This is a genomic window from Pedobacter segetis (genome assembly GCF_016623585.1).
GTDB classification, from domain to species: Bacteria; Bacteroidota; Bacteroidia; order Sphingobacteriales; family Sphingobacteriaceae; genus Pseudopedobacter; species Pseudopedobacter segetis.
The window spans coordinates 169396-181645 of sequence record NZ_JAEHFY010000004.1 but is presented as its reverse complement, the minus strand read 5'-3'; the positions used below and the strand labels follow the sequence as shown (position 1 = coordinate 181645).

The 12250-nt window shown below is 37.6% G+C and carries 8 protein-coding genes; 1 reads left to right on the top strand and 7 read right to left on the bottom strand.

The window, feature by feature from the left end; all coding sequences use genetic code 11:
* Positions 1–39: 39 nt before the first annotated feature.
* From I5M32_RS03955 to I5M32_RS03945, 3 genes are all read right to left on the bottom strand, one after another.
* Positions 40–720, bottom strand: coding sequence for a hypothetical protein (locus I5M32_RS03955; protein WP_200584879.1), 681 nt, complete (start codon positions 718–720; stop codon positions 40–42).
* Between the two features lie 221 nt (positions 721–941).
* On the bottom strand, positions 942–3098 hold the full coding sequence (locus I5M32_RS03950; RefSeq protein ID WP_200584878.1) for a prolyl oligopeptidase family serine peptidase: 2157 nt from the start codon (positions 3096–3098) through the stop codon (positions 942–944).
* 254 nt (positions 3099–3352) lie between these two features.
* Entirely contained in the window at positions 3353–4336 is a 984-nt protein-coding gene (locus I5M32_RS03945) for a hypothetical protein (protein WP_200584877.1), read from the bottom strand.
* A 131-nt stretch (positions 4337–4467) separates the two neighbouring features.
* Between I5M32_RS03945 and I5M32_RS03940 the strand changes: the two genes are divergently transcribed.
* Positions 4468–5202, top strand: a complete 735-nt coding sequence (locus I5M32_RS03940) for a DUF6503 family protein (RefSeq protein WP_200584876.1) — start codon at positions 4468–4470, stop codon at positions 5200–5202.
* 93 nt (positions 5203–5295) lie between these two features.
* On the opposite strand, the gene I5M32_RS03935 is transcribed toward I5M32_RS03940, so the two are convergent.
* The 4 genes from I5M32_RS03935 to I5M32_RS03920 all read right to left on the bottom strand — a co-directional run bounded on the left by I5M32_RS03935 (position 5296) and on the right by I5M32_RS03920 (position 12243).
* Positions 5296–6729 (bottom strand): sulfatase, encoded by a 1434-nt coding sequence (locus I5M32_RS03935; protein ID WP_200584875.1) that lies wholly within the window; start codon positions 6727–6729, stop codon positions 5296–5298.
* Positions 6726–8150 carry a family 43 glycosylhydrolase gene (locus tag I5M32_RS03930; RefSeq protein ID WP_200584874.1) on the bottom strand — a complete coding sequence of 475 codons (1425 nt, stop codon included), beginning with the start codon at positions 8148–8150 and terminating at the stop codon, positions 6726–6728. The genes I5M32_RS03935 and I5M32_RS03930 overlap by 4 nt, the downstream gene beginning before the upstream one ends.
* Positions 8151–8335: 185 nt before the next feature.
* A complete protein-coding gene (locus tag I5M32_RS03925; RefSeq protein ID WP_200584873.1) occupies positions 8336–10675 on the bottom strand; it encodes an alpha-L-rhamnosidase-related protein in 2340 nt (779 codons plus the stop codon).
* An 89-nt stretch (positions 10676–10764) separates the two neighbouring features.
* Entirely contained in the window at positions 10765–12243 is a 1479-nt protein-coding gene (locus I5M32_RS03920; protein WP_200584872.1) for a RagB/SusD family nutrient uptake outer membrane protein, read from the bottom strand.
* Positions 12244–12250 lie beyond the last annotated feature (7 nt).

Below are 12250 nucleotides of genomic sequence, written 5' to 3'. Positions count from 1 at the left end.
TCTAAAAGGGGCAACAAATTCATTTGATGCCCCTTCAATTTAAAAAGTATATCCTAAACTTAGCCCATAATAAGGGAAAAATCCATTCGAATTAAAAATTGGTGTTAAACCGCCTCTAAATGAAAAGCCACTTTTTATTGGTTGTAAACGATACATAAAAGCCATAGTGCCAAAAACGGTAGTTCCTCCATCTCCAAACAGGAAATCATCATTTGCACTAAGTTTAGCATAAGTTGCTCCTAAACCAATTTCAAAAAAGTTTTTGCCGTTACCCAACAAATAATTTAAAGAAACGGGAACAGTAAACAGCCCTGTTCCTCCTCCTCCAAATCCACCAAGACCAACTCTACCACCAATTCCATTTCGTTTTTTATTAAACCTTGTATCATAATTTGCAGTAAATAGTAATCCTTGTGCTCCTAACTCAACATAAACATTTTGGGCTCTTTTTTGATCAACATCAGCTGAAATATTTCCTGAACCTTCATAAATCTCTGTATTCCCATTTTCATAAACTATTTTTATAACTTGTTCTTTTTCAATAGTATAAATAGGTCCGTTCAAATTTGAAAATATTTTATATTTTATCTCCGTTTTCCCAATTTCTGTTACTTTAGTTTCAAGTATCTCCCCTCCTTTTTTATAGATTTTATCTTGGGCAAATGTTAAGAAGATTCCAAAAATTAGGGTCATTAAAATAGTTGTAAATAATTTTTTCATGTTTATAGTTTAGGTTTATTTCTTCAATGATAATAATATTTAATCAATTGTAAACTTTTATATTTTTATTAGTTACGGTTAAATCTGATAGAATGATACTTGACAATAGCTTTTAAAAATTAGAAACTGTGATTGAACTGATTTTTTTTATATAAAAAAATCCCTTCACAAATAATGCAAAGGGATATATTTAATTCAACTCAAAACAAAAATTATTAATTCTACTTCTGATAGGTAATTCCCATATTTTGGAACATGAACGCCCATTTATCAGCCTGTTCTTCTATAATTTTAGAGGTTGGTTTTCCTGCACCATGCCCTGCATTGCTTTCTATCCTGATTAAAACAGGAGCGTTACCTTTGTGATATTCCTGCAAACGAGCGGCAAACTTAAAAGAATGTGCGGGTACCACTCTATCATCATGATCTGCAGTGGTAATTAATGTAGCGGGATAATTTGTGCCGGGTTTTAGTGCGGCATAAGGAGAATATTTATACAGGTAATCAAACATTTCTTTAGAATCTTCGGCTGTGCCATAATCATAAGCCCATCCCGCCCCAGCGGTAAATTTATTATACCTTAGCATATCTAAAACGCCAACTGCCGGGAAAGCAACCTTAAACATTTCTGGATGCTGTGTAATGCTTGCCCCAATTAATAAACCACCGTTAGAACCGCCTGATATTGCCAAGTAAGGTGTAGAAGTGTATTTATTGGTAATTAGATATTGGGCAGCGGCAAAAAAATCATCAAACACATTTTGCTTCTGCATTTTGGTGCCTGCATTGTGCCATTGTTCGCCATACTCTCCGCCACCACGTAAATTTGGGACTGCATAAATACCGCCTTGCTCTAATAAGATAATATTTGAGGTACTAAAAGCAGGCGTTAAACTGATGCTAAAACCTCCGTAGGCATATAATAAAGTTGGGTTTTTCCCATTTAATTCGATGCCTTTTTTAAAGGTAATGATCATCGGGATTTTTGTGCCATCTTTAGATTTATAGAAAACCTGCTTTGATTGGTACCTATTAGGATCAAAAAGTACCCCAGATTTTTTATATATTTCTGATTGCCCGCTTTGTATATTGTACTTAAAAATTGTAGAAGGATATACGTAAGAAGTAAAGTTGAAATACAATTCTTTCTCTCCTTTTTTGGCGCTAAAGCCAGATGCGGTACCAATGCCCGGGAGCGCAATTTCTCTTTCCTTTTTCCCATCCATATCATACTGTATCACCAAAGAGGTGGCATCTTTAAGGTAATTGGCAAAAATCTTTTCGCCACCGGTACTTGCGGTCATCACGTTTTCCGTTTCTGGGATCAGATCTTTCCAGTTTGCTTTATCCGGATTAGACGCATTAACGGTAACTAATCGATAATTTGGTGCTTTATAGTTGGTGTAAATATAAAGCAAGCTCCCTTTATTGGTAATGATGCTTTGCTCGGTATCAAAACCACCCGCTACTTTAATAATCTCACTGTTTGGTTTGGTTAAATCTTTAAAATAAAGCTCGTTACCCGTGGTAGAATTTGCGGCGGTAATTACCAAAAAACGTTCGTCTTCGGTTAAGTAAGCGCCAATATATCTTCTTTGGGTTTGGTTGCCGCCAAAAATCAGTTTATCGGCAGTTTGTGGAGTGCCTAATTGATGAAAATATAATTTGTGGTATTGGGTTAAACCCGATAATTGCGAACCTTCCGAGGGCTTATCGTAGCTGCTATAATAAAAACCCTCTGTTCCTCGCCAAGCCAAACCAGAGAATTTAACATCTGTCAATGTATCGCCAACGCTAGTTTTATCCTCGGTTTTTATAACGATAACTTTACGCCAATCAGACCCCCCTTCAGACATTTGGTAAGCTGCCAAACTGCCGTTTTTAGAGAACTCTATATCTGCTAGTGAAGTGGTGCCATCTTTAGAAAACTCATTTGGGTTTAAAAAAATTTCTGGTTCTGCGTCTCCTAACTGCCGGTATAAAACGGCCTGGTTTTGCAAACCATCGTTTTTATAGAAATAAGTATATCTGCCTTCTTTAAACGGGGCAGAGTATTTTTCATAGTTCCATAAAACCTCTAATTTCTTTTTAATCTCTTCGCGATAAGGGATTTGGGAAAGGTAATCTTGGGTTACCTTATTCTCTGCAACAACCCAAGCTTTTGTTTCTGCAGAGGTATCGTTTTCTAACCAACGGTAAGGATCTGCTACTTTTGTCCCGAAATAATCGTCTATCACGTTTACTTTGGTGGTTTTTGGATAAGGTAAATTTTTGATGCTATCTACTGGTGCTATCATATCTTCTGAAACGGCTGTTTTATTATTGTTACAGCTGGTAATTATTAAGGCCAAAATGATTAAAAGGAATAATTTTTTCATAATTAGATGAAACAAATTGTTTGATTTAAAGCTAATAAATGCAATTGGGTTTTGAGGTATTTGTTTTGATTTCTTTTTATTCGCGAGGTTTAATGGAATTTAATACTGCAAATCCTCTTGTCCCACAAATCCTTATACAAACAATTTTTTAAACACAGATGACACAAAGTTCACAGAGCTGATTGCAATATAATTTGGTTTTAAATCTTACAAAACTTATAATCCCATAAATCCTTATCCAAACAATTTTCTAATCATAAAGGCAACCCGATTTGATCAGCAGGTACAAAACCATCGTTTTCATCAAATAAGAAACTCATTGGTTTTTCGGGGTTTTTGATGATTTCTAACAAAAGAAAACCCCAGCGTTTCCAGAAATTTTCTACTACTTGTCCGTAAGTTTTAAACTGCCAATCATCAAAAATAGGTTTACTGCTCATGCCCCTTAAAGGCATCGCCTCTATAAAAATTTCACTTTCTGTGGGGATAATATGGTATTCTGGCAAGCGGTTAAACAAATAAGCCGAATAAAAAACCTTGGCGCAAAGCTCTTCAAACTGTATAGGATGCAACGTTTTACCCTTGATCTTATCCCAAATTTCTTGATGATAAACTTTATTTGCCCCATTATCTTGCAGGTTGATCAAGAGGCCAAAATCTTTCATCCTCAAAGAAAAACTTAGGGTGTTTATCTCATCGCGGTAAGCAAATTCATTTTCTGTATTATTTACTTTAACGATAAATAAAGAATAAGGCATAAAACCATCAAAAACAATTGGCAGGTTTACTTTCTGAAGCATAGTATGCAACATGCCAAATTTATGGATCAAACCTTGCGACATATTAAAACCCTCTGCAAAGGTATTTTGCTGTTTAATAGCAGACTGAATCTCATTAAAGATAACGCCATAAACCGTTTTTGCAACCCAAATAAAGATCAGGCCCTTATCTAATTTAACCACCGCTTCATAACCATTCTCAAACGCTTGCTCTATTTTCTCCTCTAAATTATTGATTTGATCTGCTGATGTTTGCGAACAAGGGATTTTTATATCGGCATAGGTTTTCATGCTTTCATCTAACATTTTAAAAGGCATATCTTTTAAATGGTACTTTTCAGAAAGCCAATCTGCAAAAACAGGGAGCTTATTCTCTATCACATTATTTTCTCCCGTTAAAAAACAATGCACATCATCAAATTGCATTTTATTAAAAGGATGATATAATTTTGCTTGCATAAGCTGTAAAAATACGATTGGTTTTTTGATATACGAGCCTTTGCCCAGAGATTGACAATGAAATCACAAAAAACAACAGTTTTTAAACCTTTTTAAACTTCATCAAAAAATAAAAAGGCTAAATTTACTTTATGCAAAAGAACTACTTCTTCTTTACCTTAATCGTTATCTCCTTAGGCTTGTCATCTTGTAATTTATCGCCAAGCCCACAAAAGATCATTGATCATTCTATCCATTTTTATGGTATGGATAACCTAGATAATAAAACCATAGACTTTGATTTTAGAAATTTCCATTATTCGGTAAAACTCGATAAAAGCGAATGGTTTTATGAACGCTCTTTTGTTGATAGCACATTAGGGAAAGTAAAAGACCAGCTTTCTAGCCATGGTTTGGTAAGGGAGATCAATGGTTTGGTTACGCCGCTTTCTACAAAAGATTCGGTAAAATATGCCGAATCTGTTAACTCTGTGGTTTATTTTGCGCTGCTCCCTTTAAAATTAAACGATGATGCCGTACAAAAGAAATATTTAAAATCTGTAATGATTAAGGGCATGCCTTATGATGAGATTGAGGTTAGTTTTAAACAAGAAAACGGCGGTATGCACCATGATGACGTTTTTTATTTTTGGTTTGATGCTGAAGATCACAGCATGGATTATTTTGCTTACAGTAAAGGCGGTAATCGTTTTAGGGCAATAAACGGTTTGATCAAGTCTGGAGAGGGCTACTATTTCCAAGATTATCAGAATTTTGAATATAAAGGGAACAAAAAACTGCCTTTATCTGATTATTATGTATTATTTGAGCAGGATAAACTTTCTAAGCTCTCTGAAATTGATCTGAGAAATATTGTGGTTAGATAAGATGTCTCGAATTTTGAAAACAGTTTGAAAAATTAAACCGAGTAGAATTGAAATTTACAAAGGTTCAATTCTACCCGGTTTAAAAGCTAATTTTTACGGTTGATAGATAGGATTTGCCGTAGGCTCTTTAGCACCAACATCCTTTTTCCAAGCATCTAACTTCTTTTTAAGTTCAGCTACCTTTTCAGGGTATTTTGCAGCAATATCATGGCTTTCGCCGATGTCTGTTCTTAAATTAAACAATTCTGATTTTCCGGTCTCATACCAAACAATCAGCTTATAATCACCAACCCTGATGGCATCTCCCGGCCAACCGTGTTGTGGACTGTAATGCGGAAAATGTAAATAATAAGGCCGGTTTGGATTATGCTGAGCCATATTTTTCAAAATACTCATCCCATCAGGACTTTTTGTCTTCACGCCGGCAATATCCATAAACGTATCAAAAATATCATCCGAGGTAATGAGGGTGGTACTATCCACATGATTTTCGACTTTCATTTCAGGATGATAAAGAATGTAAGGTTCTCTGATTCCTCCTTCGTAAATAGTACCCTTACCGCCTTTCAATGGTGCGTTTGTAGTAGGTGGTGTATGTTTGGCAAACGCCGGAACTTCTTCTACCGTTAAGCCTCCATTATCAGAGGTAAAAAGAATGATGGTATTTTTATCCAGATTATTTTCTTTTAAATAGCTAAGCAACCGCCCAACATTATAATCCAGATTATCTACCATGGCGGCGTATTCATCCTCGGGTAAACCCTGATGATTGGTTTTCACTCGCTTGTCATCATATTTTTTAACCAGGTTTTTTGGGCCCTCTATAGGCACATGTGGGGAATAAAAGTTTAGCTCCACAAAAAACTTATTCGCTTTATGTTCATCCAAAAATTTTAAAGCTCTGTTGGTCAGGGCATCCGCAAGGTAATCCCCGGGTTTGGTATCATTTATCAAAGATGGATAGGGGTTTCCCCAAAAGAAAGGATAGAAATGCGTTTTTGCCAATCCCTGCGGGCCTCCACCATATACAAAATCAAAGCCCCGGGCGGCTGGCGAAGATTCGCCTTCACCCAAATGCCATTTCCCGATATGCCCGGTATAATATCCTGCTTTGTTTAAAGCTTGCGGAAGAGTCAGCAAATCTGTAGGCAAACCCTTCACAATGGTTGGCGGTATTAATTTTTGCTGAGGCGTTGGTTTGCTATACCCATGCAAATGTTCGGTAAAATTGATACGGGCAGGGTTATTTCCGGTAATAATACTTGCCCGGGTAGGGCTGCAAAGCGGGGCAGCGGCATAACCATTGGTAAATCTGATTCCTTTTTTAGCCAGCGCATCCAAATTCGGGGTTTCCATAAATTTATTGCCATAACAACCTAAATCGGCCCAGCCTAAATCATCTGCAACTATCAATACAATATTCAGCGGTTTTTCATTTGAAGTATTGGTATTGACAACTTTTTTTGCGCTGTTACATGATATCAGTACAACTGCGAAAGCGATGAGCGCATTTTTTAAATTTTTCATTTGCTTATTTTTAATTTCCATTGATTGGTATATTCTAAAGGTTTTATCCAGCCATTTTTATAAAAAGTTAAAGGTGCCGACCAGTATTGAAAGTCGTGTCCTTTTACATTATCCAGAGCGGAACCCCATAAATCTCCCATCCAAATAAATTGAGGCCCTTTTTTGGTTTCAACCCGCATTACGTAGGCTTGCTGTGCCGGAATGATGGGTTTGCCATTATTATTTTTGATATATGCCCGGAAGTTTTTTGAGTTTTGATTGATGCTGATTTCTGAAAGATGAAATACTTCTGCCTCATTTTTAAAAATGGGTTTGATGCTGATTTTATCTGTTTTTATCCCATCGAAACTCAACTGATAGGTATTGGATAGCGCCGTCTTTAAAATTTCCTTTTGGCGGATAATTAACTTTTTCCAAACGCCATCCTCAAAATAGCTGATTTCAAAACCGTAATCTAAAATGGGGTCATGCACTTTTGGGTTACCCACTTCGCCACATTGTCCTTTTCTATCGCCTGTAAACTGGTGGATTTGTAAGGAAGAAATGTTTTCAAAATCATTTAATTCAAGCTCTATTTCATTACTTTTTTGTGTGAGGTTGATGTACTGATTGTCTTTGGCAAAGCCATCGTTCAGTAGGGCAGCATATTCTCCCGGATAACGGTTAATGTTATTGCTTAAAGTATAAGGCCCCAGAGGATTTTTTGCAATATAAACCCTCGCTCCGGAACCCTGGGTACAAAAGCAGCAGGTATAATCTGTGAGCAGGTAGTAAATTCCATCCCGCTTAAACATGCTCCCGGCTTCACAATCTTTGGCTATAAACTCGCTGCCAATGAGCTTGCTTGCTGTATAATCATCATCTAATTCTTCCACAGAAACACTATGGCCATTGATGGTATTGTAGCTTAAATAGGCTTTTTGGTTGTCATCAACAAACAGACCCAAATCGCCTACGCCCAAATCGCTGTGTTTAACTTTTGCATTTTCATTAATGATGTTGAAAGGCCCTGTTGGCGAATTACTGACGGCTACACCAAACTGTCCGTTCCAGAGTTTTGGGTACCAATTGTACCACATCACATATTGATGGGTTTTTTTATTATAAATTACATGCGGGCGGTAGTAAACCCCTTCGGGAGCGGATTGGAATAAATCTCCCTCAAATTTCCAGGTTTTAAGGTTTTTAGAGCTGTAAACCACATATTTATTGGTATGTACAAAACCGTTGGTATCGCCATAATGGGTGCCGTACCAGTAAAAAGTATCGCCAAATTGCACCACCCGGCCATCGTGGGCATCCACAATATTTCCCTGGGTGTCTGTCCTGGGATGCTCATTATTTACTTCTATTTTCTGCTGAGCGAATGCACCCGTAATAAATGACACAGCTAAAAGTAATTGCGTTAAAATTTTCTTCATTTTAAAGGTTGATTAACAAATTCTGATTTATTCATGCCTGATAGAAAGGTTAGTTTCTTAAAGAATTTGGAGAGCTTGATTTTAATGATGCAATAATTAAACATTGCCAAACTTTAAATGGAGAGCAATAATTATCTAAACCAATCCCAAACAAGCCAATCTTTATTTTTCCGCTCTTCATCGATTCAAAATTTAGCCTGTACCGTTAAGTTTCCACTTGGTGCATCAAAAACAATATAGTTTTCAGATTCATATTCAAAAACCGCCTCCTGATTTTTAATGGCCTTTCCCTTTTTCCAAATGGTTTTTCCGTTCAGTTTTATCTTTTTATAGGGATGCTTAAACTTTGGAATTCCCAATCTTACGTTTTTGTCTTTTGGCAACTCCAAAAAAAGCTGAAACTGATTTTCATCTTTTTCAAAGGCTGTTTTCATGTATCCTGCAACGGTTTCAGTCCCCATTTTTGCCTGTTTTAAATTGCCCGGTTCGGGGAAAACGTTGATGTTTTGATAGCCCGGCCCGTCAGGTGTTAACCCTGTAATGTATTGGCTCATTAGCGTAAGCGGTCCGCCGCTCCAGCCATGGTTATAGGTTCCTCCGCCATAAGTGCCGCTTCCAATTTGCCAGCCTTCCCATAATGTGGTAATTGGGCTTTTAATCATGGCATCGTACCTTTTTAACATTCTTGCTGTACCGGCTTCGGCATTGTTCATTTTAAAATAGGCCTCCAATACATATTTTTCTAAATAAGGCCCGCTGTTAAAAGTGGTATCTAAAATAGGTCGCATGGCTTTCCATTGCTTTTCATCGGCTAAACCTGCTACCACGGCTAAACCATTCCCGCGGTCATCCATGGTAAAGGTGTAGTCATCGCTTTTATAATATTGCCCCTGCCAGAAACTTTTATTAAATGCGGCCTTCAGAAGAGCCATTTTTTTACGGTAAGCAGCAGCTTCTGAAGGAAACCCCGCAACATCTGCCATTCCAGCTGCGCCATCTAAAGCCATGTAATACCAGGCGTTTTCGAGTAATGGAGCATCAATTTTATCTCCCCAATCCTGCCAGTCCCAGCCGCCTTTGCGGTGTATCACCAAATTATTTTCATCCATCTTCCAAAGGCTCATATAATCCCGCACATGCGGATAAACATATTTTACCAAAGTGCTATCGTTGGTGTATTCAAAATATTTATAGAAACCATATTTACCCACCGAAGCCAGCATTTGGGCAGGCAGTTCTTTATCCCACTTACCAGAAGGAACCGGAGAAAACAACACGCTATCTTTTTTTTGCCATTCTACCAGGTTACTGATAGCTTTTTGTATGGCTTTTACCCCATTGCTATCGGCACTGTAAAAAATCTCTCCCAGAATAATCACGGCATCGCCCCACCATTGCGCCCTTTCCCTGTCGGGGTCTTGTATAGCATCCCGCAAATTCACGTTCATGGTGTTTAAAGATTTTTCCCAGAGCGTATTTAAATCCTTATTATCCGAATTAAAATAACCAACGTATTCACTGTTATATCGCGTTTCCCGATATTGAAGGTCTAAGATTTTAACCCCTTTTGGGATGTGGTAATAAACCACATGTCCGTTCATATAACCCGGGGTTTCAAATTCCTGCACACCAGCTTTGGTTACATATTCCGTCCTCACGTTGTATTCGCTGCCACCTTTGTAATTGTCTGTTCGTATATCAATCAATAATCCGGCGGGGGCATCAATTTTAAGATAAGGGGTTACGGTGATGTTTTTGGGCAGCTTCATCGCGATGCTGTCTCCGGTACTTTCCAAAGGCCAGGAATTGTTATTTTCATAAGGAATAATGCCGCTATCTTTCCATAAGGGGATGGGTCTTTTCCATAATTGGTTCCATGGTGCTACACCTGCTTTACCTGCTAAGGTTGCATTTTCAAGTTTGGTATCATCAAAATCTGTTTGATACCAATTTGGAATATCTGTTTTTGCATCAAAATGAATATTAAATTCCGGCAAACGATAATTGGGGAATGGAGCTTTGCTTGCTCCAAAAGCGGTATGCTCTGCAACTTTCCAGGTGGTATCGCTCATTAAAAATTGGTTTCCTAAATCGGCTTCAAATAGCAAACCCGATTTACCGCTATCCTTGTGGCAAAACCCATCCTGACCCCAAAACCAAACCAAAATAGCAATAGTGTTTTTGCCTTTTTGCAGATATTTCCCAATCTCCACTTCATCATAGTAAGTATCCTTTGGCGTTGGGCCTCTTTTTAATTCGCCCTCAAAAACAACAAGTTTATTGTTTATGTAAAGCCAATATTTGCTGTCTGTAGCAATATCGGCTAAAGCCGAATTTTTGGGTTTTTCATCTAAAATAAAAGATTTCCGATAAATCGTCCAGCTGTTCTTTTTGGTATTGGTTTTTTCGTATGTTATCCAGTTGGCTTTCCAATTTGTTTTTATAGCGGGTTGTGCTTCAACAATTTGTGTTGCCCCTAGTAAGAATATCAGGAAGAATATATATTGAAAGTGTTTAAATTTCATATTAGATAGAGATGATAGATTTTTGGAATAACAAAAAAACTGGCTGGGATTACCTCCCAACCAATTCTAACCAACTTAAACCAAGTTTTTTATTCCCAACCAGGGTTTTGCGCATACCCGTATTGTTGCGCTTGCCTAAAAGGTATCGCTAATAATGTTCTGATGTTATCATAAGCTCCTGAACCAATTGTGGTAGGTTTCAAGGCTTTTTCTTGGGCACCATGGGCCGTCATCACGGCAACTGCCCGGCCTGTTCTTAAAAGATCAAACCAACGGTGGTTTTCTCCTGCCAACTCAACCCTTCTTTCTTTTTCTATTGCCAATCTAAAATCTGCTTGAGAATTTATTGCGAGAGCAGGGATAATATTTGCCTGTGTTTTATTAGGTAAACCAGCCCTTGTTCTTACTTGATTGAGCATTGAAAAAGCTTGGGCATTTGGAAAAGATATTTCATTTAGGCTTTCTGCATACATCAATAAAGCATCTGCATACCTATAAGTAACAAAATTTACAGGATTAGCTCTAGTTGAAGCATCCCAATACAGAAACTTTTTAAGGTAATCTATATTGTTATAAGTACCTACGGTAACTGCTTTTCTTTTGTCGCCAGTCTCATAGCTATTGATCAAGTCTTTTGTGGGTTGGTTTAAACCACCTCTAGAGTTTGATCCTCCAGGATAAATATTAGCTCCTGTTGCGTATGGAGTCCATGCGCCATAAAAACCGAAAGTTATACCTTGGGTGGCATCAGATTGCATCTCTAAGATTGACTCGGGCCCATTCTTTTTGGTGGGATCAAAGTTGTCTGCGTAATTTGCATCTAAAGAATAACCAAGCGTGGTTAATTGTTGTAAAGTAGTATTTGCATCGTCAAAGCGTTTCAAAGTCATGTAAACTTCTGCCAAAAGCATCAAGCCAGCACCTTTGCTCAACCTACCTTTATCGCTAGTTCCAATGGTAGGGGGTAGGCCACTTACTGCCGCCATAGCATCCGGAATGATCAGATCAGAATAAATTTTACTGGTTGCCTCTCTTTGGTAGGTTGGGCCTTCTGATGGGGATATCACCACTTTAGTTACTAAAGGCACATCACCATACAGCCTTACTAAATTAAAGTAGAACCAAGCCCTCCAAAACTTAGCTTCTGATTGTCTTTGGGTTTTAACCGCCGGATCTCTAAAAGTAATGGCATCCAAATTTTGTAGGGCATAATTTGCTTTGGCTATTCCGTTGTAGCTATCTGCCCACATGGCGTTAATGCTACCATTATCAGAAAGAGCGGTAAATTCATCTAGTTGCTCTGTATTTAAACCTCCCCTATCGTTTGGGTTGTATCTAAAAGAAGTATTATCGCTCCTAAACTCCCCAAATTGCCATAAATCTGCATTATATAAAGACCTAGCTTGGGTATAGATGGCCACTACGGCCTGGTTTACCTGGTCTTCGTTTTCTGGAAAGTTGTAATAAGAATAATTGTTTGTTGGATCTAGATATGTTTTTTCTTTTTTGCAAGCACTAAGGCCTATCATTACAAAAAATATACTTGTGAAAATATGTTTTGTTTTCATTGTTTTA

Bases quoted from the DNA above. Each gene is read 5' to 3' on its own strand.
- I5M32_RS03955 (WP_200584879.1), bottom strand. From the start codon at position 720: ATGAAAAAATTATTTACAACTATTTTAATGACCCTAATTTTTGGAATC.
- I5M32_RS03950 (WP_200584878.1), bottom strand. From the start codon at position 3,098: ATGAAAAAATTATTCCTTTTAATCATTTTGGCCTTAATAATTACCAGC.
- I5M32_RS03945 (WP_200584877.1), bottom strand. From the start codon at position 4,336: ATGCAAGCAAAATTATATCATCCTTTTAATAAAATGCAATTTGATGAT.
- I5M32_RS03940 (WP_200584876.1), top strand. From the start codon at position 4,468: ATGCAAAAGAACTACTTCTTCTTTACCTTAATCGTTATCTCCTTAGGC.
- I5M32_RS03935 (WP_200584875.1), bottom strand. From the start codon at position 6,729: ATGAAAAATTTAAAAAATGCGCTCATCGCTTTCGCAGTTGTACTGATA.
- I5M32_RS03930 (WP_200584874.1), bottom strand. From the start codon at position 8,150: ATGAAGAAAATTTTAACGCAATTACTTTTAGCTGTGTCATTTATTACG.
- I5M32_RS03925 (WP_200584873.1), bottom strand. From the start codon at position 10,675: ATGAAATTTAAACACTTTCAATATATATTCTTCCTGATATTCTTACTA.
- I5M32_RS03920 (WP_200584872.1), bottom strand. From the start codon at position 12,243: ATGAAAACAAAACATATTTTCACAAGTATATTTTTTGTAATGATAGGC.